Raw genomic sequence first — 21,733 nt, forward strand, 5'->3', positions numbered from 1 at the left:
TGATGCGCGTAGACAGTCCGTGACCTGGTGCAACACCCACCGATCACAATCGGAGCTTTCATGCGGAAGTCCCTCAGAGCCGTCGCCGTCGTCGCGGCCTGCACCGTCGCCGGAGGCGCCCTCTACGGCGCGGGCGCCGCCACCGCCCACCAGTCGACCGCCAACTCCACGCACGAGCCGTACAACATCGGCCAGCTGGTGAAGGACATCGACACTTACTACGGCACCACCCTCGACGCGAACGGCGTCTACCAGGCGTCCACGGACAGCGCGTACGCCAAGGACCTGGCGCGCATAGACGCCTCGGCGAAGAAGTACATCGACCAGGCGGCCCGCAAGGCCCACCACCGCGGCAAGAAGGCCGCCGTCGTCTTCGACATCGACGACACGCTGCTGCTCAGCCTCGACTACGAGCGCCGCTACAACTACACGTACAACTCGACCACCTGGGCCGACTACGTCAACAAGGCAGACCGCCCGGCCGTGTTCGGCAGCCCGGAGCTGGTGAACTACGCCGAGGCCAAGGGCGTCGAGGTGTTCTACAACTCGGGTCTGAGCGAGGCGCAGCGCTCCGCCGCGGTCGAGAACCTGAAGAAGATCGGTGCCGACGTCAACCTCGACGCCGCGCACATGTTCCTCAAGGACAAGGCCGCCCCGCCGTCCTACCTCAGCTCCTGCGCCACGCCCGGCACCTGGACCTGCACGACGGTGCAGTACAAGTCCGGCACCCGCAAGCACATCGAGGAGGACCTCGGGTACGACATCGTCGCCAACTTCGGCGACCAGTACTCCGACCTGGACGGCGGCTACGCCGACCGCACGTACAAGCTGCCGAACCCGACGTACTTCGTCAGCTGATGCGGCGGGCGGCGGGCGGGTGTTCCCCGTCCGTCGCCCGGGGCGCGGCAACCTCCTGGGGCATGGCGGCGACTGGAAAGCGCCCCCCATCCCCCAGGAAAGGAACGACCGTGCCCCAGAGCACCGGACGCCACCGCAGGACGCGCACCCTCTCCATCGCGGCGGCGGTCGCCGTGGCCGCCGGAGGCGGCGGGGTGTACCTCGGCCTGTCGAACGGCGGTGCGCAGGCCGCCTCGACCACCGTCACCGTGTCCACCACCGCCCAGCTCCAGTCGGCGGTGACGAACGCCTCGGCCGGCACCGTCATCCAGGTCCGCGGCGGCACCTACTACCCGACGACCACCCTCAAGTCGACCGCCAGCGGCACCAGTTCCAGCCGGATCACACTCAAGGCGTACGGCACGGAGAAGGTGAAGATCGACGGCTCGAAGCTGTCCTCCGGGTCATGGCTCACCGGGATCTACGGCAGCTACTGGACCGTCCAGAACCTCACCTTCCAGAACTCCCCGGCGCAGGGCTTCGTCGTCACCTCGTCCACCGGCGGCGTCTTCAAGAACCTCGTCACCGCGAACAACGGCGACTCCGGGTTCACCCTGCGCGGCGACAAGACGGTGGACAACCTCGTCCAGAACCTGGACAGTTACGGCAACTACGACGCCTCCGGGCACGGCCAGAACGCCGACGGCATTGCCATCAAGTTCGGCTCCGGCACCGGCAACAAGGTCACCGGGGCCCGTCTCTACAACAATTCGGATGACGGGCTCGACCTCTGGCAGTTCTCCTCGCCGGTCACCATCGAGCACTCCTGGGCCTTCGGCAACGGCAAGAACCGCTGGAACGATTCGGCGTTCGAGGGCAACGGCAACGGGTTCAAGCTCGGTGGCGGAGGTGTCGCCGTCGCGCATGTCGTCAACGACAACGCCGCGTGGGACAACACCCTCAACGGCTTCACCGAGAACTCCAACACCGGCGCCATCGTGCTGAACCGCAACACCGCGTACGCCAACACCCAGACCGGCTTCTATTTCCAGACCGGCAAGGCACGGCTCGCCCGCAATCTCGCGGTGGGCAACAAGGGCGGCCTGGTCAAGCTGAGTTCGAACACCGTGTCCGCGGCCAACAACTGGGACAGCGGCGTGTCCACCCCGTCCTTCAAGTCGACGGACGCGACGACCGCGTACGGCTCCCGCGCCTCGGACGGCTCGCTGCCCACCACCACGTTCCTGACGACGGGCTCGACGACCATCGGCGCCACCATGGACTGACCGACGGGCCGCCCCGTGGACCGGCTCATCGGCCGGTCCATGGGGCGGCCCGTGGACCGGCCTGCGAACCGACCTTGCAGGAACCGCAGAAGGCCCCCGCCGGGTGCAGCCGGCGGGGGGCCTTGTGTCAGTTCAGCTCGCCCCTACTCGTAGGAGATGTCCGACGAGGAGAACAGGCAGGACGTGCCGTCGGCGCCGGTGCCCAGCTCCGACGGCTCCTTGCCGGTGTTGTTGCCCTTGTATCGCACACAGGTCTTGATCTTCTTCTTGGTGTCGCCGTGGATGCGGACCTTGCGCAGCGACGCCGTGTCCCCGTAGTTGGAGTTCACGCCCACGATCGCCTTGCCCGGCGAGGTGATGTCCACGTCGTTGATGACGATCGTGCGCTTGTACTGCGTCTTGCAGTTGCCGCAGGAGCGGACGAGCTTGCCGAAGTTCTCCACCTGGAACTTCGACACGACGAGCTTCCCCGCGCCGTTGAACTGGAGGACCTTGTCGGAGGCGTTCTTCGCGCCGCCGCCGTAGACCGTGTAGACGGCGGAGGCGGACTTGCCCTTGAAGCTGGCGGCGTCCTCGCCGACGTCCAGCCACCACACGTTCTGGAGCGTGCAGCTGCCCAGGCAGTGCACGCCGTCGGCGGCGGGGGTGCCGATGATGACGTTCTTCAGCGTGGCGCCGTCGGCCAGTTCGAAGATCGGGCCCTGGTTCTCGTTCTGGCTGGAGGTGCCGAGGGCGCCGGAGCCGTAGAACTTGACCAGCTTGCCGTCGTAGGTGCCGGACACCGGGATCGTCTTGGTGACAGGCTTGCTGTCGGTGGCGGTCGGCCAGGCCGTCGCCGCGCCGGCGGACGACATCATGGTCGAGGTGATGATCGCGGCGCCGGTGATGCCGAGGGCGGCGGACCCGGCGATCAGCGCCCGCCGCTTGGTGACCCGGCGGCGGTGACTTACGCGCTGTTCAGCTGGTGCAGTCATGCCCAATTCCTTGCGTGATAGCGGAACCTTGTGCTTCCTGGTCGCCGCCCGCCGGGAAAGGGTTGCCGTGTTCCCGAGAATTTTTTTTCCAGCGGCTACGAGTCCCCGGAACCGCTGGTGTGGGACGCGAAGTCCCCGGTCACCGCGTACTGTTCGCCGCCCGCCGTGCCGGTGATCGTGTACCGGTCGTCCTTGGCGTCCCGTCCGCCGCGCTCATGGTCGTACTGCCCCGCGAACACCCACTCGCCCGCGGCGGCCGTACGGCCCTCCTTGAGCACCCAGGTGTAGACGAGGAAGCCGTCCTGCTCGCTCACCGTCTGGGTGAAGTCCGCCTCCGGAAGCGACCGCCAGGCGCCCGTCGAGGACACCCCGCCGGTCTGGGCGATCTTCAACTGCACGGTCAGCGCGGTGAGTTTCTCCGACGTCTTGAGCGTCACATTGCTCTGCGCCCAGAACTCGTTGCTGTGCGGGTCCACCGAGCCGTCCGACCACAGGGGGCCGTCCGCCTCGCCCTTCGCGGTCACCTTGGCGCTGTCCGGCGTTGAGGAGGCCGCCGACTTGGGGGTCGCCGAGGCCGATGTGCTGGGCTTGCCGCTGTGCCGCGGAGTGCTCGGCTGGGGGGCCGCCGAGTGGACCGGCGGGCGCATCGTCGCGTCGGGTGAGGGGCCGGTGGGGGTGGGGGAGACCGCGACCTGGCGCTGCGGGGACGAGTCGCTCTTCACCGCCGAGGCCACCGCGTAGCCGCCGACCGCGAGGACGCCGGCCACCGCCGCCGTCGCACTGGCCACCCGTACCCAGCCCAGCAGGCGGGGGCGGGTCGCCCGGTGGTCGTTGCGGGCCTGCTGCGGCGCGGCCATGCCGCGTTCGATCCGCGCCAGGATGCGCGCGCGGTCGGGTTCGTACGACCCGGCCGCCTCGTGCAGCCGGGCGCGCAGTTCGTCATGCACGTCCTGCTGCGTCATCGGTTCTTTCCTTCACTGTCGCCACCACGCGCCGCCATCGTCGCATGGACCTTGAGCGGCATGCCCCGGGCACCGAGCAGCCGCTGGAGCTCGGCCATGCCCTTGGACGTCTGGCTCTTCACGGTACCCACCGAGACGCCCAGGGCGAGAGCGGTGTCCTTCTCCGACAGGTCGAACGCGTGCCGCAGCACCACGCACGCCCGTTTGCGGAACGGCAGTCGGCGCAGTGCCTCCTGCACGTCCACCACGCCCGCAACGTCGGGATTCTCGGTCTTCTCCTCGCGGTGCGACCAGAACAGCGCGATCCTGCGGCGCTCGCGCACCGCGCTGCGGATGCGGGTGCGGGCGAGGTTGGCGACCACGCCGCGCGCATAGGCCACCGGATGGTCGGCCGCGCGCACCCGGTCCCAGCGGTTCCACAGGGCGAGGAACGCGTCCGCGGCCAGATCGTCCGCGGTGTCCGCCTCACCGGTCATGAGGTGGGCGAAGCGGGCGAGTTCGGCGTAGTGCTGTTCGAAGAAGGCGTGGAACTCCACCGAGGCGGCGTCGTCGACGACTGTGCCCACGGGTGACCTCTTCTGTCGGTGTGTCATGTCCGGCGGTGCCGTCATCGGCCGTGCTGTCTCTTGTCTGTGCCAGGTCTTGCGTCGCCGTCTTCGGCGGCCTTGTGTGTCATGTGCGGTGCGTCATTGCTGTGTCATGTGCTGTGTCATGTGCTGTGTTGTGTGGTCGTGTTGTGTGGCTGTGTGTCATATGGCTGTGTGTGTCATGTGAATGACATGCGGAGGACCGGAGAGGTCCGCCGCCGGGATCCGGAGCGTAGCAGCGCTCCGGCCCCTGGTCGTACGGGGGTTCGGACACCGTGTGGGGGATCGAACGGATTCCGTAACGATGTTTCATAACACGTTCCGTAAAGCGTGGGAAACCTGAAACGGCCATCACGAGGGAACAATCCAGCCAGCATCCGCACACCGGTGATCAGGCGAGAAGGGTGGAGCATGTCCGAGCAGCAGAAGGCGGCCGAGCGGTCGAAGGTCGCGCCCCCGGTGATGAACGGTGTCGACCGGTACTTCAGGATCTCCGAACGGGGCTCCGGCTTCGGCCGTGAGATACGCGGCGGTCTCGCCACGTTCTTCACCATGGCCTACATCCTCGTGCTCAACCCGATCATCCTCGGCAGCGCCAAGGACAAGTTCGGGCACTCCCTCGACCCCGGCCAACTCGTCACCGCCACCGCCCTGGTGGCCTGTGTGATGACGATCACCATGGGTGTCGGCGGCAATCTCCCGCTCGCCATCGCCGCCGGACTCGGTCTCAACGCCGTCGTCGCCTTCCAGATCGCCCCGCTGATGAGCTGGGACGACGCGATGGGCCTCGTCGTCCTCGAAGGCGCGCTGATCTGTCTCCTCGTCGTCACCGGACTGCGCGAGGCGATCATGAACGCCATCCCGCAGCAGCTCAAGCAGGCCATCGGCGTCGGTATCGGCCTGTTCATCGCGTTCATCGGCTTCGTGGACGCCGGCTTCGTCAGCCGCATCCCCGACGTCGCCGGCACCACCGTGCCGGTGCAGCTCGGCACCGTCGGCCGGCTCACCGGCTGGCCCGTGCTGGTGTTCTGCCTCGGTGTGCTGCTCACCATCGCGCTCATCGCCCGCAAGGTGAAGGGCGCGATCCTCATCAGCATCGTGACCATGACGGTCGTCGCCATCGTCATCGACTCCGTCGCCGACATCAAGAGCTGGGGCTTGACCACGCCCAAGGTCCCCGACAAGGTCGTTGCCGCGCCCGACTTCGGGCTGCTCGGTCACTTCAGCCTGTTCGGTGGCTTCGGCAGGGCCGGGGTGCTCACCGCGGCACTGCTCGTGTTCACCCTGATCCTGTCGGACTTCTTCGACGCCATGGGCACCATCGTCGGCATCAGCGCCGAGGCAGGGCTGCTCGACGAGCGGGGCCAGGTGCCCGGCATCGGCCGGGTGCTGTTCATCGACGGTGCCGCCGCCGTCGCCGGCGGCATCGGCTCGGCCTCCTCCAACACCGCCTACATCGAGTCCGCGGCCGGGGTCGGCGAGGGCGCCCGCACCGGCTTCGCCAACCTCGTCACCGGCGGGCTGTTCGGCCTCGCGCTGTTCCTGACCCCGCTGCTGACCATCGTCCCGCTCCAGGCCGCGGCGCCCGCGCTGATCGCGGTGGGCTTCCTGATGATGACGCACGTCAAGCACATCGACTGGGACAGATACGAGATCGCCGTCCCGGCGTTCCTCACCATCGCCGCGATGCCGTTCACCTACTCGATCACCGACGGCATCGGTGCGGGATTCGTCTCGTACGTCGTCATCAAGACGGTGCTCGGCAAGGCCAAGGAGGTCAACTGGCTGCTGTGGACCGTGTCGGCGCTGTTCCTGGTGTACTTCGCGATCGACCCGGTGGAGCAGATCCTGGGCGTGAAGTGAGCCCGCGTGAAGGAAAGTGAACTGACGTGACGTGACGTGACATGACTTGACGCGTCGGGGAGGGCGGCGGTGGACATCGGCTTCCGGCCCGACCGCCCTCCCCGCGCGGCTACTTGAGCGCCGCCTTCATCATCGCCCGGGCCACCGGCGCGGCCAGACCGTTGCCGCTCACCTCGGAGCGGGCCGCGTCCGACTGCTCGACCACCACGGCCACGGCTACCTTCTTGCCGGTCGAGTCCGAGGTGCCGTAGGACGTGAACCAGGCGTACGGCGTCTTGCTGTTGTTCTCGCCGTGCTGGGCGGTGCCCGTCTTGCCGCCCACGGTCACCCCGTCGATCAGCGCGTTGGTACCCGTGCCGTCCTTCACGACCGTCTCCATCGCCGACCGCAGCTGGGACGCCGTGGACGAACTCACGATGCGCTCGGCACTCGTGCCGTTGTCGTAGTTCTTCAGCACATCGCCGCCGCTGTCGGTGATCTGGGAGACCATGTGCGGCATCGCCAGCTCACCGCCGTTCGCCATCACCGCGGACACCATCGCCATCTGGAGCGGGGTCGCCGTGACGTCGAACTGGCCGATGCCCGACAGTGCGGTCTGCGCCTTGTCCATGCCCTTCGGGTACACGCTGGCGTACGCCCGCACCGGCACATCCAGCGTGTCGTCGTTGAACCCGAACTTCTCCGCCATCGCCCGCACCTTGTCCTGGCCCAGGTCGACGGCCATCTTGCCGAAGACGTTGTTGCAGGAGTAGCGCAGGGCGACCCGTATCGGCGCGTTCTTGCAGGGCGCGGCCGTGTTCTCGTTCGCCAGGGGCCGGGTGGTGCCGGGCAGGGTGTACGGGTCGGGGCTGTCGGTGCGCGTGTCCACGTTGGCGTACAGCCCGTCCTCCAGGGCGGCCGCCGCGACGACCAGCTTGAACGTCGAGCCCGGCGGCAGCGGCTGGCGCAGCGCGCGGTTGGTCAGCGGCTTGTCCTTGTCGGCGGTGAGCTTTTTCCAGGCCGACCCCGCGGTGTTGGCGTCGGTCAGGGCCGACGGGTCGTAGGACGGCGTCGACACCATCGCCAGGATCTTCCCGGTCGTCGGGTCGATGGCGATGGCCCCGCCCTTGTTGCCGCCGAGCGCCTTGTACGCCGCCTTCTGCACCGCCGGGTCGATGGTCGTCACCACATTGCCCGGGTCGGCCCTCTTGTCGGTGACCGTGTCCATGATCGTCTTGAGGCGGTTGTCGGTGCCGTTGAGCAGGTCCTTGTAGATGCCCTCCAACTGGGTCGGCTGATAAGCCTGCGAGGCGAAGCCCGTGACCGCCGCGTACAGCTTCCCCTGCGTGTACGTCCGCTTGTACGCCAGGTCGCCGCCCGAGGTGCGTGCCGAGCCGGTGACCGACTCGCCGGCCACGATGATGTTCCCGAGCGCCGCCGCGTACGTCGCGATCGCGGTGCGCCGGTTGTCCTTGTCGTCGGCGAGGGCCGTGCCGTCGTAGAACTGCACCCATGTCGCCCTGACCAGCAGCGCGAGCACGAGCAGCAGCACGAAGACGGAGGCACGCCTGATCGTCTTGTTCATGCCGGTCGTCTTGTTCATCCCGCACTGGTGGACGATCAGTCCGATCGGAACGTTCCCTTCCGCCCGGGTTTCTCATCCGGTGTTCATGGAAGGGTGGCGCGTCTTACGCGGCTCACAGCCTCCGGGTGGCCAGCGTCAGCCGGTCGCGGGCGTCGAACAGGGCGTCCTTGATGAGCTGCTCATGGGCGGGGGTGAGCCGGGCCACCGGCACCGAGCAGCTGATCGCGTCGCGCGCGGGCGTGCGGTACGGGATCGCCACGCCGAAGCAGCGCAGCCCCAGCGTGTTCTCCTCCCGGTCGACGGCGAAGCCCTGCTCCCGCACCTGGTGCAGTTCCTCGATGAGCCGCTCCCGGTCGGTGACGGTGTGCTCGGTGAGCGCGGGCAGGGTCTCCGGCAGCAGCTTGCGGACCTGCTCGTCGGTGTGGGTGGCCAGCAGCGCCTTGCCGAGCGAGGTCGAGTGGGCGGGCAGCCTGCGGCCGACCCGGGTGAAGGGGCGCAGATAGTGCTGCGACTGCCGGGTGGCGAGGTAGACCACGTTGGTGCCGTCCAGCCGCGCCAGATGGATGGTCTCCGTGGTGTCGTCGGACAGCCGGTCCAGCGTCGGCCGGGCCGCCGCGACCACCTCGTCACCGTCGATGTAGGAGGTGCCCACCAGCAGGGCCCGCACCCCGATGCCGTACCGGGTGCCCGTCGCGTCCGTCTCCACCCAGCCGAGCTCCACCAGCGTGCGCAGCAGCATGTAGAGGCTGGACTTGGGATATCCCACCGCCTCCTGGACCGCGGCGAGCGAATGCATTCCGGGCCGGCCGGCGAAGTACTCGAGCAGTTCGACCGTCCGCACCGCCGACTTGACCTGCGCCCCGCCGCCCGTCTCGCCTGCCGACATCGCCTGTGAACCCCTTCGTTCGACGAGAAGCTGCAGATATAGTCTCCGACAGCGTATTCATCATCAGAGACGGTGTTCAGCATATCGAACACTCCGGTGGATCCACCCGGATCCGCTCCGTCTGGATCCACCCGGAACCACCCGGATCCACCCGGAGAACCGGCCCGCATCCGGCGGTAAGGCAGGCAGCGCACAGTGGAGGGACCCGCGGTGGCAGCAGCACCAGTCTGGAGTGTGGATCCGCGTACCGGGAAGCCGCGGGAACAGGTCGCCGTCGAGGCCACCGCGGAGGAAGTGGACACCGTCGTGCGCGCCGCCCACGACGCGCGCGGCTCCCTCACCGACCGCACCGTCCGCGCCGGCTTCCTGCGCACCGCCGCAAGCCGGCTGGAGGACGCCGGGGACCGGCTCGTGGAGGCCGCCGACGCGGAGACCGCGCTCGGCCCGGTCCGGCTGACCGGTGAACTCGCCCGCACCTGCTACCAGTTGCGTGCCTTCGCTGGCATCGTCGAGGAGGGCGCCTTCCTCGACGTCGTGATCAACCACCCCGACGACACCGCCGCCCCGCCGATCCCGGACCTGCGCCGCTACAAGGTGCCGCTCGGCGTCGTCGCCGTCTACTCGGCCTCCAACTTCCCCTTCGCCTTCTCCGTCGCGGGCGGCGACACCGCGAGCGCGCTGGCCGCCGGCGACCCCGTGGTCGTCAAGGCCCACCCCGACCATCCGGCCCTGTCGGAGCTGGTCGCCAAGGTGCTGCGCCGGGCCGCCGCCGAGCACGGCATCCCGGACGGCGTGCTCGGTCTGGTGCACGGCTTCGAGGCCGGCCTGGAACTGGTCCGGCACCCGCTGATCGCCGCCGCGGGCTTCACCGGCTCGGTGCGCGGCGGGCGCGCCCTGTTCGACGCGGCGGCCGCCCGCCCCGTACCGATCCCCTTCCACGGCGAACTGGGCTCCCTCAACCCGGTGCTGGTCACCGAGGCCGCCGCCGCCGAGCGTGCCGAGGCCATCGGCGCCGGTCTCGCGGGCTCCATGACCCTCGGGGTCGGCCAGTTCTGTGTGAAGCCCGGCCTGGTGCTCGCGCCCGCCGGAGCCTTTGGCGACCGGCTGGTGAAGTCCCTCACCGACGCGGTCAGCGCCACCGAGGCCGGGGTCCTCCTCGACCACCGGATGCGCGACAACTTCCTCGCGGGCGTCGCCCAGCGCGCCGCGCTGTCCGGGGTGGAGACCCCGGTCACACCGGGCGCGGGCGGCGAGCACACGGTCAGCGCGGGCTTCCTCACGGTCCCGGCGGCGAGCCTCGCCGCCGAGGGGGCGTACGACCTGCTGCTGGAGGAGTGCTTCGGTCCGGTCACCGTCGTCGCCCGCTACGAGGACGACGCCGAGGCACGGTCCGTGCTCGGGCGGCTGCCCGGCAATCTCACGGCGACCGTCCATCTGTCGGCGGAGGAGGCGGCGGGCGAGGGGCGCGGCGCAGAGATCCTCGCCGAACTGACCCCGCTCGCGGGCCGCGTCCTCGTCGACGGCTGGCCGACCGGTGTCGCTGTGGCCCCCGCCCAGCACCACGGCGGCCCCTACCCGGCGACCACCTCCACGTCCACCTCGGTCGGCGGCACGGCGATCGAGCGCTGGCTGCGGCCGGTCGCCTACCAGGGGGTACCGGAGGCGCTGCTGCCCGCGGAGTTGCGGGACGACAACCCGCTGGGGCTGCCGCGGCGGTTCAACGGGGTGCTGGAGCGGTGACCGGCTTGGTGGAGGGCGCGGTGACCGGCTCTCCGGAACGGTGACAGACTGCGGCCATGGACCTGGAACTCCCCGAACTCCCGTTCCCGCTGCGCACATACGGCCCCGACGGCCACTGGTCCTACGAGGACGGCGTCCTCACCGGCTGGGCCGGCCCCCGGCAGGACCGCTTCGTGCCGCCCACCGGCGAGGCCGAGGAACCCGCCAGCGACGCACCGCGCCTGCTGGGCTCGCCCGAGGGCGACTTCCAGCTGATAGCCCGGGTCACCGTCGGCTTCAACGCCTCCTTCGACGCCGGGGTCCTCTACGTCCATGTCGGCGACCGTGCCTGGGCCAAACTGTGCCTGGAGTACTCGCCGGACGTGCCGACCGTCTGCACGGTGGTCACCCTTGGCCACTCCGACGACGCCAATTCCTTCACCATGGAGGGGAGTTCGGTGTGGTTGCGGGTGAGCAGAACCGGGCGCGCCTTCGCCTTCCACGCCTCCCGGGACGGGGTGCGCTGGACCTTCGTCCGGCTGTTCACGCTGGGCGGGGAGAAGGAGACGGGAGCGGCCCTGGTGGGCTTCATGGCCCAGGCGCCGCTGGGGGAGGGGTGCGTGGTGACGTACGACCACGTCGAGTACCGGCCCAGCTGGCCGAGCGACCTGCGGGACGGGAGCTGACCGGGGAATGAACCCGCCTGCTTGAACGTTCACCCACTCGGCGGAGGGTGTCTCCGCTTCCTTAGAGTCCCGAACAAAATGGGAGTCCGATCAGCTCGCGGCGTCTGGTGCGTGCGATCGCAAGGCGCCGGAAGGTCCTCGTAGCGGAGCTACTAGGGCCTTCCGGTAACGCGGCGAGCGTGCGTGCCAGGCGTCGCGAGCCGGGCGCCCATTTTGTTCGGGGCTCTTACGAGAGCTGGAGTGAGCCGAGACATGCGCGTCGAGATCTGGAGCGACATCGCCTGCCCGTGGTGCTACGTGGGCAAGGCCCGCTTCGAGAAGGCGCTGGCGGCCTTCCCGCACCGTGACCAGGTCGAGGTGGTGCACCGCTCCTTCGAGCTGGACCCGGACCGCGCCAAGGGCGACATCCAGCCGGTGCTCACGATGCTGACCCGGAAGTACGGCATGAGCGAGGCGCAGGCCCAGGCCGGTGAGGAGAATCTCGGCAGGCAGGCCGCCGCCGAGGGCCTGGAGTACCGCACCCGGGGCCGCGACCACGGCAATACCTTCGACATGCACCGCCTGCTGCACTTCGCCAAGGCGCACGGCCGCCAGGACGAGCTGATCCAGATCCTCTACCGGGCGAACTTCGCCGAGGAGCGGTCGGTCTTCGACGGCGACGAGCGCCTGATCGAGCTCGCGGTCTCCGCCGGCCTCGACGCGGACGCCGCCCGAGCGGTGCTCGCCGACCCGTCCGCCTACGCCGACGACGTCCGCGCCGACGAGCGCGAGGCCGCCCAGCTCGGCGCGACCGGGGTCCCCTTCTTCGTCCTCGACCGCGCCTACGGCGTCTCCGGCGCCCAGCCCGCCGACCTCTTCACCCAGGCCCTCACCCAGGCCTGGAACGCCCACTCCCCGCTGAAGCCCGTCACCGGCACCGGCACCGACACGGCCGACGCGGAGGTGTGCGGCCCGGACGGGTGCGCGGTGCCGCAGAACTGAGGCGCAGAACCGAGGCGCGCGGCGGGCGCCCTGCCGCATAGGAAACCGCAGGTCAGGGCCGATCCATAAGCGTTTCTTCTGGGAACCACGCACAAATCGGCAATGGACTGTGCCGTGGTCCGGCCGCAGAGTGGAGGGCATGGAGACCTTCGACAGGCTTGTGCGTGCCGAATTCGCCCCGCGGAACACCTACCTGAACACCGCCAGCACCGGACTGCTGCCCGCCCGTACCGTGTACGCGCTGCACACCGCCGTCACCGCGGCGGCGGCCGGGCAGCCGACCGACATGTTCGCCGACGTAGAGGCGTCCCGTGCCGCCTTCGCCCGGCTGATGCGCATCCCCGCAACCCGGGTGGCGGCCGGTGCCTCCGTGGCCGTCTACAGCGGGCTGATCGCCGCCTCGCTGCCCGCCGGTGCCGAAGTCCTCACCGCAGAGGGCGACTTCAGCTCCGTCGTCAACCCCTTCCATGTCCGCGGCGACCTCAAGGTCCGCACCGTACCGCTGGAACGGCTCGCCGAGTCCGTACGCCCCGGCACCGCGCTCGTCGCGGTCAGCGCCGCCCAGTCCGCGGACGGCCGCATCGCCGACCTCGCCGCGCTCCGCACGGCGGCGCGCGAGCACGGGGCGCGCACCTACGTCGACATGTCGCAGGCGGCAGGGTGGCTCGACTTCGACGCGGCGGAGCACGACTATGTCGCCTCCGTCGCCTTCAAGTGGCTGATCTGCCCGCGCGGCGTGGCCTTCCTGGTCGTCCCCGAGGACTTCGGCGGCCTCACCCCGCTGTTCGCCGGGTGGGTCGCGGGCGAGCGCCCCTGGGACTCCACCTACGGCCCCGTCGAGGAACTCGCCCACTCCGCGCGGCGGTTCGACGAGAGCCCCGCCCTGTTCAGCTACGCCGGGGCGCGCCGCTCCCTCGAACTCCTCGAAGAACTCGGCACCGACGTCGTACGCGCCCACGACCTCGCCCTCGCCGACCGCTACCGCACCGGCCTCACCACCCTCGGCCACCAGGCGCTGCCCGCCCCCGGCTCACCCATCGTCTCCGTACCCGGACTCGGCCGCCGCCAGGGCGAGTTGAGCCGGGCGGGCGTGGAGGTGTCCGCCCGCGCGGGCAATCTCCGCGCCACCTTCCACCTCTACAACACCGCCGCGGACGTGGACCGCCTGCTCGACGTCCTCGCCGACGTCGCCGACTGAGACACCGCGGCTCGGCCGTCACCGCGCTACGGCCGACGTACGACCGCCGGGCGGTCCGAGAGGGCCGGACCGCCCGGTCCGGTGTCTCGGTGCCTGTCCCGCACCGGTGGTCATCGGCCGAGCATGGCACCCCTGCCCCCCCGCCGAAGGCGGCGCGGAGCCGAGGGCCTGTCCGGCGGATCATGCCGGAGACGCGGGGGCTGGTGCGCGCATCTGCGGCGTTGTCGTCGGTCGCCGACTCCCCCGAGTTCTCGGCTGCGCTCGAACAGGGGGGACCCCCATCGCGTCGACTCCCTCCTCCGCCTTGCAGTTGCACGCACCAGCCCCCGCTCACCTTGGCCGATGGGTGCTGTCGGTTTTCTCCGACCTGATCCGCCGGACAGGCCCTACTAGGGTGCCGTTCATGAGGCAGAGCGATGGAGCAGTGCTGCATGTCAGGGGTCGGGTGCTGGCCGGGCCCGATGGCTCCGATGTCCGCGACGAGCTGTGGGTGATCGACGGCCGGGTCACCTACGACCGCCCCGCCGGCGCCCGTGACGTCCGTACCGTCGAAGGCTGGGCGCTGCCCGGGCTGGTCGACGCGCACTGTCATGTGGGCCTCGGTCCCGAGGGCCCGGTCGCGGACGACGTGGCGGAGAAGCAGGCGCTGACGGACCGCGAGGCGGGCACCCTGCTGATCCGTGACGCGGGTTCGCCCTCCGACACGCGCTGGGTCGACGACCGTGACGATCTGCCGAAGATCATCAGAGCGGGCCGCCACATCGCCCGCACCCGCCGCTACATGCGCGGCTACGCCTGGGAGATCGAGCCCGCCGACCTCACCGCCTACGTCGCCCAGGAGGCCCGCCGCGGCGACGGCTGGGTCAAGCTCGTCGGTGACTGGATCGACCGCGATGCGGGTGACCTCACCGCCTGCTGGCCGCGCGAGGCGGTGGGCGAGGCGATCGCGGAGGCCCACCGGCTGGGCGCCCGTGTCACGGCCCACTGCTTCGCTGAGGAGTCCCTGCGGGACCTGGTGGAGGGGGGCATTGACTGCATCGAGCACGCGACAGGGCTGACGCAGGACCTGATCCCGTTGTTCGCGGAGCGCGGCGTCGCCATCGTCCCCACCCTCGTCAACATCGCGACCTTCCCGCAGCTCGCCGCGGGCGGCGAGAGCAAGTTCCCGCGCTGGTCCGCCCATATGCGCCGCCTGCACGAGCGTCGCTACGACATGGTCCGGGACGCCTACGACGCCGGTATCCCGGTCTACGTCGGCACGGATGCCGGAGGCCATCTGGCGCACGGCCTGGTGGCGGGCGAGGTGGCGGAACTGACGAAGGCGGGCCTCCCGCCGGTGGCGGCCCTGTCTGCGACGACTTGGGCCGCGAGGCGGTGGCTGGGCAGAGAGGGCCTGACGGAGGGGGCCCCGGCGGATTTGGTGGTGTACGGGGAGGATCCGAGGAGGGACGTGAGGGTGTTGGCGGCGCCGAGAAGGGTGATTCTGCGCGGCACGGTGATGATGTAAACGAGCCGAGCCGAGCCGAGCCGAGCCGCCCGGCCCGGGCGGTGCCTGTTCGACCAACCGAGACGGGTGGGAGGGTGGGCAAGGGGGGTGCAGGGGGCGGAGCCCCCTGCCGGGGTCTGGGGCAGAGCCCCAGTCCGCTGGAGTCACCCCGCGCCCAGAGCCAGCGCACGCCCCAGCGCCGTAAGAAACCCGTTCACCGTCCCCCGGTCCCGCACAGCCACCCGAACCCACTCCTCCCCGAGCCCGGGAAACGTGTCCCCCCGCCGCACCGCATACCCCAGCCCCCGCAGCTCCCGCCGCACAGCACCGGCCCGAGCCATCCGAACCAGCACGAACGGCCCCGCCGCAGGCATGACCACCCGCACGCCCGTGCCCGCGAACCCCTCCAGCCCGGCGACAAGATGCGCCCGATCGGCGGCCAGCCGTACCGCCGCGTCCGCGGCCTCGGCCAGTGCCCGCTCCCCGACACACGCCTCCGCCGCGACCAGCGCCGGCGTGGACACCGGCCACAACGGCTGGGCGAGCGCCAACTCACGGACGACCGACGGAGCCGCGAGGACATAACCCACCCGCAGCCCGGCCAGCCCCCACGTCTTCGTCAGGCTCCGAAGCACCACGAGCCCGGGCACATCGACCCGCCCTGTCAGCGCCTCCCGCTCCCCGGGCACCGCGTCCATGAACGCCTCGTCGACCACCAGCGTCCGCTCCGGCCGGGCGAGCCGGACGATCGAGTCGGCGGGGTGCAGCACCGATGTGGGGTTGGTGGGGTTGCCGATCACCACCAGATCCGCGTCCTCGGGCACCGCGCCGGGATCGAGCCGGAACCCGTCCTCCTCCCGCAGCAGCACCCGCTCCACACCGTGCCCCGCATCCCGCAGCGCCGCCTCCGGCTCCGTGAACTGGGGGTGCACGACGACCGCGTGCCGCACCTTCAGGGCACGCGCCAGCAGCACGAACGCCTCGGCGGCACCGGAGGTGAGCAGCACCCGTTCCACGGGCACCCCGTGCCGCGCGGCCACCGCGGCCCGAGCGGACCGCCCGTCGGGATAGGCGGCGAGCTCGCCCAGCGACGAGGCGATCCGCTCCCGCAGCCAGTCGGGCGGGGTTCCGGCGCGCACGTTGACGGCGAGGTCGATGAGCACGGCCCCGTCGTCCCGGACCTCGACGTCCCCGTGATGCCGCAGATCGTGCGACCCCCCGCCCCAGGCATCCTCAATGCGCATGGGAATGAGCACGCCCCCCATGGTGATGATGCCCATGGCCACCGTGCCCGTCCCCGTCTTCGTCTTCGTCCGGATGGAAATGCGGCTGCTGAGCCGCCCCCACCTTGTCCTCGAACCCCGGCAGCGCGATCCGGTACACACACGAGTCGCAGTTCATCCGCAGATCACCGCGCACGGCCTCCTCGTACCGCTCCATGACGAGAACGAGCAGCTCCGGCTCGGGCCCGATCACCTCGGCCGCCCGCACTTCCACCTCAGGGTGCGCCGCGCCCCACTCCTCAGCCTGCTGCCGCACCCGTTCCGGGAGGATGCCGGTGAACAGGAAGTACGGCAGGACGACGATCCGTCGCGCGCCCAGCCGCGCACACCGGTCGAGGCCCGACGGCACATCCGGTGCGGCGAGGGAGACGAACGCGGTCTCCACGCCCGCGTACCCACGCCCCTCCCACAGCAGCCGGGCCGCCTTGTGCACCTCGGCGTTGGCGTCGGGATCGGTCGACCCCCGCCCGACCAGCAGCACGGTCACCTCCCCGCGCTCCACTGCGGTGTCACCGGCACCGGCTGCCCCGGGTATCCGCCCCAACGCCTCGTCCACCCGCCGTTCCAGCACCGCGAGCAGCGACGGATGCGGCCCGAGCGGACGGCCGTAGCTGTACGAGATGCCCGGGTGCCGTTCCTTCTCGCGGGCGAGGGCCGCGGGGATGTCCCCCTTGGCGTGCCCGGCGGACACGAGCATCAGCGGTACGGCGGCGAACCGGCTCACCCCGCGCTCCACCAGTTCGGCGACGGCGTCGCCCAGGGGCGGTGGGGACAGCTCGATGAAGCCGCCCGCGACGGGCAGTTCGGGGTTGCGGCGGCCCAACTTCCGTACGAAGTCACGGAACGCCTCGGCTCCGGCCTCGTCCCGGGTGCCGTGGCCGGCGACGAGCAGGGCGGGCGGCGGGGTGGTCACGATGGCTCCTCGGTGGAAGTGGGGTGGTACAGCAGGGCGTTGAGCGCGGCCGCAGCGACCGCGGAACCGCCCTTCTCGGACACGTTGCTCACGGCGGGCAGTCCGCTCTCCCGCAGCGCGGCCTTGGACTCGGCGGCGCCGACGAACCCGACGGGCAGCCCGATGACCAGCGCGGGGGAGGCGTCCAGGGTCAGCAACTCCTCCAGGGCGGTCGGCGCGCAGCCGATCACCCACAGCGCGCCGGGACCGACCTGCTCATGCGCGAGCCGCATGGCATGGGCCGAACGGGTGAGCCCGGCACCGGACTTGGCGTCCTTCAGCCGGCACACGGTGGCGCGGCGTGTGATGCCGGCCGCGACCATCTCGACGTCCACGACGACCGGCGCCCCGGAGTGCAGCGCGCGGTGCGCGGCGGCCAACTCGGCTTCGTCCATGACGAGATCGGCCGCGTAGTCGAGGTCGGCGGCGGAATGGATGACCCGCTCCGTGACGGCCCGCGTCAGCGGCGGCAGATGCGAGGTGTCGAGCCGGGCGCGCAGCCGCCGGAAGGACTCCTGCTCGATCGGGTGGACGACGCGGTCCGCCGGGCCTCTCGCCTGGCTCACTTGGCTTACTTGGCTCGATCGGCTCACCGGGGTTCCTCCTGCCAGCGGTAGCCGCGCGGTGTCACCATGCGGCCCGCGATCTCACGGGTCGCCGTGTTGCCGACGGTCACGACCGTCATCATGTCCACCACCGCCGGGTCGAGTGCGGCGAGCGTGACCAGCCTGCTGGACTCGTCGGGCCGCGAGGCGTTGCGTACGACACCCACGGGCGTCGTCGGCTCCCGGTGCTCCGCGAGGATCGCGAGGGCCTTCGGCAGTTGCCAGTCCCGGCCTCGGCTGCGCGGGTTGTAGAACGTCACGACGAGGTCGGCCTCGGCCGCCGCCCGCACCCGCCGCTCGATGACCTCCCACGGAGTGTGCAGGTCGGAGAGGCTGATCGACACATGGTCGTGGCCCAGCGGCGCGCCCAGGACCGCCCCGGCGGCCAGCGCGGCCGTCACGCCGGGCACACCGACCACGTCGATGTCGTCCGTCGCCTCCGCGAGCGCCGGGGACGCCATGGCGTAGACGCCCGCGTCGCCGCTGCCGATCAGCGCGACGGCATGCCCCTTGCGGGCCTCCGCGACGGCGGTGCGGGCCCGTTCCTCCTCCGCACCGAGCCCGGACTCCAGCACCCGGGTACCGGGCCGCAGCAGATCGCGGATCTGGTCGACGTACTGGTCGAGTCCCACGAGCACCGAGGCGCGCCGCAGTTCGGCCGCCGCCCGTGGGGTGAGCAGGTCCCGGGCGCCGGGTCCTAGCCCGACCACCGCGAGCCGCCCGCGCCCCGGACGCCGTACGACGGCGCAGGTCGCCATGGCGGGCGTACCCGCCGACTTCCGCTTGGGCACGAGGAGTTCGCCGCCGCCCGCGAGCGCGGCGGCCTCGGCGACCGATGCGGTGCCCACGGCGGCGAGGGGCGCGTCGGAGGGATGGGGGACGTCGATCTCCGCGAGCCGTCCTGCGGGGTACGTCACCAGCGGCACCCCCAGCCGCCGCGCCGCGCCGACGAGACCGGGCTCCTCCGACTTGACGTCCACGGTGGCCAGTTCGGCGACCGACCGCACCGAAAGACCGGCCTCCCGCAGCGCCACCCCGATCAGCTCCAGCACCTCCGCCTCGGGCGCCCCCTTGGACGCGCCGACCCCGACGACCAGCGTCGGCGGCCTCAACACGACCTCACCGGGCCCGGGTTCGACCGCACGGTCGGTGACCCGGACGGCGTAGGCCCCCTCCGGGGCGGTAGGCAGCGGCGGCAGCGGCCACACCGACTCGGCGTCCAGGACGACAGGTTCGCCGTCCAGCAGCGCCCGCGACACCGCCGCGACATCGCCCTCGACGGGCAGCCCGAGCGTGTCGAGCCCCGCGATGCCGACCGCGTCGGTCGCGGTCGTCACGACGGGCTCGGCACCCAGCAACGCGCCTACCTCGCACGCGAGTTCATTGGCGCCGCCCGCGTGACCGCCGACCAGCGACACGGCGAACCGCCCGCCCTCGTCGACGCACACCACACCCGGGTCGGCCGTCTTGCCGTCCAGCAGCGGCGCGAGCAGCCGTACGACCGCGCCCGTGGCGAGAAAGCACACGAGCTGATCGCACTCCGCGAACGCCCGCCGCACCGCGTCCCCGACGGGACCCTCGTACACCCGGGTGCGGTCCGGCCACGCGGCCGCCAGCCGGTCCCGCGCCGTAGCCCCCGCCACGGTGGCGGACATCAGGCCGATCACTGGGCAACTCCTTCGATTCCTTCGATTCGTTCGATTCCTGTGGTTCCTGCGATTCCTACGTCGTTCACGATGTGTGCCGGGAGCCGCCTGTCGCCCCACAGCAGGAAGACCGGATTGCCGGCCGCGAGCCGGGTCACGTCACCCGGCAGCGGCGCGAGCCGCGACGACTGGAGCAGCACACCGTCGCAGGAGAACCCGGCCGCGGTGAGCGCCGCGCGGGCGGCCGGTACCCGATCGAGCGCGGCCATCGCGACCACCACGGTCCGCCGCGCCCGCCGCGCGCACGCGGCCACCACGGCGGCCAGTTCGGCCCCGCCACCGCCGACGAACACAGCGTCGGGATCGTCGTCGCCGTCGAGCCCGGCCAGCACGTCCGGCGCCGTCCCCTGCACCACGCGCACGTCCACGCCGTGTGCCGCCGCGTTGGCGCGGATTCGCCCGACACCGTCCGGGGTCTTCTCGACGGCGGTGACGGCGGCGCCGAGCCGCGCGCACTCCACGGCCACCGAACCCGACCCCGCGCCGATGTCCCAGACCAGATCGCCGAGCCGCGGCCCGAGCCGGGCCAGGGCCAGCGCCCGTACCTCGAACTTGGTGATCATCGAGTCGCGGTGCACGAACTCCGACTCGTCCAGCGCCCAGCGGGCTTGTCCGGCGGACGGACCGGCGACCGTACGGACGGTGCGCGGCGCCCGGGACTCGTCGAGGCACAGGACGACACTCACCGCCGTACCCCACTCCCGGGCGGCGGCCTCGGCCGGCGTCACCCGCTCCACGCGCTCGCGCTCCGGATCCCCGAGCGCGCTCGCCACCACCAGCACCCGCCCCTCCCCGACGGCCGCGCCCAGCTCCGCGGGCCCGGCACCGGGCCCGGTCAGCACGGCCACCTTGGGATACGCACGGCACACATGCACGGCCGTTCGCAGCTCACGCCCGTGCGCGCTGACGACCACCGCGTCGTCCCAGGTCAGCCCCAGCCGCGCAAAAGCCGCCGCCACCGACGACACCCCCGGCCGTACATCCAGCGCACCCGGCCCGAACCGCTCGGCCAGCACCCGCACGATCCCGAAGAACCCGGGATCCCCGGAGGCCAGGACGACCACCCGTGCCCCCTTCGCCGCATACTGCGCGACGGTGTCCAGGGCGGGTGCCAGCGGCCCGAGCACGACCCGCTCGGCACCCTCGGGCAGCCGTACGGAGTCGAGATGCCGCCGCCCGCCGACCACGAGATCCGCCCCCGCGAGGACGCCGTCGACGCCCGGCGCCCCAGCGCCCGTACCCGTGGCCGTACCCGTGGCCGTGCCCGTACCCGTGGCCGTACCCGTGGCCGTGCCCGCGCCCATACCCACCACTGTGATCATGTGCTCGCACCCCGGGAACGCAGGGCCTTACGGGCCTCCGGGTCGGCCTTGCGATGCCCGTGGAAATGACCGGGGTGGTAGAGATGCGAGCGCGTGCCGTGCGCGTCGAGAGCAGGGCCGATCAGGAACAGCGTGTGCTTCCAGAGCTTGTGCTCCTTGACCGTCTCCTCCAGGCTGCCCACCGTGCACCGCACGATCAGCTCCTCGGGCCAGGTCGCCTGGTACGCCACGACGACCGGCGTGTCGGCCGGATAACCGCCCTCCAGCAGCTCCCGCACCAGCTGGCCGCTGCGGGCCGCCGACAGGAAGACCGCCATGGTCGTGCCGTGCCGCGCGAACTCGCGGACCTCCTCACCGGGCGGCATCGGCGTCTTGCCGCCGCCGAGCCGGGTGAGGATCACGGACTGCGCCACCTCCGGGACGGTCAGCTCACGCCCGGCCAGCGCGGCGACGGCCGAGAACGCCGACACGCCCGGCACGATCTCGGTCTCCAGACCCAGCTCCGCGCACCGGTCGAACTGCTCCTGCGTGCCGCCCCACAGCGCCGGGTCACCGGAGTGGATCCTGGCCACCCGCAGCCCCTCGGCGCGGGCACGCCGGTAGACGGCGACGACGTCCTCCAGCGACATGACCGCCGAGTCCAGCACCTCCGCGTCAGCGCGGGCGTGCTGCAGGACCTCCGCCTGCACCAGGCTCGCCGCCCAGATCACCACGTCGGCCTCGGCGATGGCGCGCGCGGCACGGAACGTCAGCAGATCGGCGGCACCGGGGCCGGCACCGACGAAGGTCACCTTGCCGGTGGAGGCTTCGGCCATGGGATTCGTCCCTCTTTCATG

The 21,733-nt window shown here is 71.2% G+C and carries 19 protein-coding genes; 8 read left to right on the top strand and 11 right to left on the bottom strand.

Going from position 1 to position 21,733, the window contains the following annotated elements; all coding sequences use genetic code 11:
• Nucleotides 1–60 precede the first annotated feature (60 nt).
• Together ACSYGN_RS31695 and ACSYGN_RS31700 are read left to right on the top strand one after the other, a co-directional pair.
• On the top strand, nt 61–858 hold the full coding sequence (locus tag ACSYGN_RS31695) for an HAD family acid phosphatase (protein ID WP_460401692.1): 798 nt from the start codon (nt 61–63) through the stop codon (nt 856–858).
• 110 nt (nt 859–968) lie between these two features.
• The gene (locus ACSYGN_RS31700) at nt 969–2,123 is read left to right on the top strand and encodes a right-handed parallel beta-helix repeat-containing protein (RefSeq protein ID WP_460401694.1); all 1,155 of its coding nucleotides are present in this window, start codon (nt 969–971) and stop codon (nt 2,121–2,123) included.
• Between the two features lie 143 nt (nt 2,124–2,266).
• Here the strand turns inward: ACSYGN_RS31700 and ACSYGN_RS31705 are convergent, their stop codons facing one another.
• The 3 genes from ACSYGN_RS31705 to ACSYGN_RS31715 form a co-directional block, all read right to left on the bottom strand.
• A complete protein-coding gene (locus tag ACSYGN_RS31705; protein ID WP_460401696.1) occupies nt 2,267–3,097 on the bottom strand; it encodes a pectate lyase in 831 nt (276 codons plus the stop codon).
• A gap of 95 nt (nt 3,098–3,192) precedes the next feature.
• On the bottom strand, nt 3,193–4,059 hold the full coding sequence (locus tag ACSYGN_RS31710) for a hypothetical protein (RefSeq protein WP_460401698.1): 867 nt from the start codon (nt 4,057–4,059) through the stop codon (nt 3,193–3,195).
• Complete coding sequence (locus ACSYGN_RS31715) at nt 4,056–4,625, bottom strand: SigE family RNA polymerase sigma factor (protein ID WP_460401700.1); 570 nt, start codon at nt 4,623–4,625, stop codon at nt 4,056–4,058. Before ACSYGN_RS31715 ends, ACSYGN_RS31710 begins: the two co-directional genes overlap by 4 nt.
• A gap of 432 nt (nt 4,626–5,057) precedes the next feature.
• On the opposite strand from ACSYGN_RS31715, the gene ACSYGN_RS31720 reads away from it, so the two are divergent.
• The gene (locus ACSYGN_RS31720) at nt 5,058–6,509 is read left to right on the top strand and encodes an NCS2 family permease (RefSeq protein WP_460401702.1); all 1,452 of its coding nucleotides are present in this window, start codon (nt 5,058–5,060) and stop codon (nt 6,507–6,509) included.
• Between the two features lie 109 nt (nt 6,510–6,618).
• On the opposite strand, the gene ACSYGN_RS31725 is transcribed toward ACSYGN_RS31720, so the two are convergent.
• Nucleotides 6,619–8,073, bottom strand: a complete 1,455-nt coding sequence (locus ACSYGN_RS31725) for a penicillin-binding transpeptidase domain-containing protein (protein WP_460403859.1) — start codon at nt 8,071–8,073, stop codon at nt 6,619–6,621.
• 112 nt (nt 8,074–8,185) lie between these two features.
• Nucleotides 8,186–8,959: an IclR family transcriptional regulator gene (locus tag ACSYGN_RS31730; protein ID WP_460401704.1), complete on the bottom strand. Its 774-nt coding sequence runs from the start codon at nt 8,957–8,959 to the stop codon at nt 8,186–8,188.
• A 210-nt stretch (nt 8,960–9,169) separates the two neighbouring features.
• Between ACSYGN_RS31730 and ACSYGN_RS31735 the strand changes: the two genes are divergently transcribed.
• The 5 genes from ACSYGN_RS31735 (at nt 9,170) to ACSYGN_RS31755 (ending at nt 15,050) form a co-directional block, all read left to right on the top strand.
• Nucleotides 9,170–10,699 carry an aldehyde dehydrogenase (NADP(+)) gene (locus tag ACSYGN_RS31735; RefSeq protein ID WP_460401706.1) on the top strand — a complete coding sequence of 510 codons (1,530 nt, stop codon included), beginning with the start codon at nt 9,170–9,172 and terminating at the stop codon, nt 10,697–10,699.
• A gap of 56 nt (nt 10,700–10,755) precedes the next feature.
• Nucleotides 10,756–11,364 (top strand): DUF1349 domain-containing protein, encoded by a 609-nt coding sequence (locus ACSYGN_RS31740; protein WP_460401708.1) that lies wholly within the window; start codon nt 10,756–10,758, stop codon nt 11,362–11,364.
• Between the two features lie 252 nt (nt 11,365–11,616).
• Entirely contained in the window at nt 11,617–12,345 is a 729-nt protein-coding gene (locus ACSYGN_RS31745) for a DsbA family oxidoreductase (protein WP_460401710.1), read from the top strand.
• Between the two features lie 139 nt (nt 12,346–12,484).
• Nucleotides 12,485–13,543: an aminotransferase class V-fold PLP-dependent enzyme gene (locus tag ACSYGN_RS31750; RefSeq protein ID WP_460401712.1), complete on the top strand. Its 1,059-nt coding sequence runs from the start codon at nt 12,485–12,487 to the stop codon at nt 13,541–13,543.
• Between the two features lie 403 nt (nt 13,544–13,946).
• Nucleotides 13,947–15,050, top strand: coding sequence for an amidohydrolase family protein (locus ACSYGN_RS31755; RefSeq protein WP_460401714.1), 1,104 nt, complete (start codon nt 13,947–13,949; stop codon nt 15,048–15,050).
• 143 nt (nt 15,051–15,193) lie between these two features.
• On the opposite strand, the gene cobC is transcribed toward ACSYGN_RS31755, so the two are convergent.
• The 6 genes from cobC to cobM are packed head-to-tail and all read right to left on the bottom strand — an operon-like array spanning nt 15,194 to nt 21,712.
• Entirely contained in the window at nt 15,194–16,273 is a 1,080-nt protein-coding gene (gene cobC, locus ACSYGN_RS31760; protein WP_460401716.1) for an Rv2231c family pyridoxal phosphate-dependent protein CobC, read from the bottom strand.
• Nucleotides 16,263–17,225, bottom strand: coding sequence for a sirohydrochlorin chelatase (locus ACSYGN_RS31765; RefSeq protein ID WP_460401718.1), 963 nt, complete (start codon nt 17,223–17,225; stop codon nt 16,263–16,265). The genes cobC and ACSYGN_RS31765 overlap by 11 nt, the downstream gene beginning before the upstream one ends.
• A complete protein-coding gene (locus ACSYGN_RS31770) occupies nt 17,222–17,830 on the bottom strand; it encodes a precorrin-8X methylmutase (protein ID WP_460401720.1) in 609 nt (202 codons plus the stop codon). Before ACSYGN_RS31770 ends, ACSYGN_RS31765 begins: the two co-directional genes overlap by 4 nt.
• Nucleotides 17,831–17,853: 23 nt before the next feature.
• Nucleotides 17,854–19,536, bottom strand: coding sequence for a precorrin-3B C(17)-methyltransferase (cobJ, locus tag ACSYGN_RS31775; protein ID WP_460401722.1), 1,683 nt, complete (start codon nt 19,534–19,536; stop codon nt 17,854–17,856).
• Complete coding sequence (gene cbiE, locus ACSYGN_RS31780; RefSeq protein WP_460403861.1) at nt 19,533–20,879, bottom strand: precorrin-6y C5,15-methyltransferase (decarboxylating) subunit CbiE; 1,347 nt, start codon at nt 20,877–20,879, stop codon at nt 19,533–19,535. The genes cobJ and cbiE overlap by 4 nt, the downstream gene beginning before the upstream one ends.
• 14 nt (nt 20,880–20,893) lie before the next feature.
• Nucleotides 20,894–21,712, bottom strand: a complete 819-nt coding sequence (gene cobM / locus ACSYGN_RS31785) for a precorrin-4 C(11)-methyltransferase (protein ID WP_460401724.1) — start codon at nt 21,710–21,712, stop codon at nt 20,894–20,896.
• Nucleotides 21,713–21,733 lie beyond the last annotated feature (21 nt).

Source organism: Streptomyces sp. YIM S03343 (assembly GCF_054729195.1).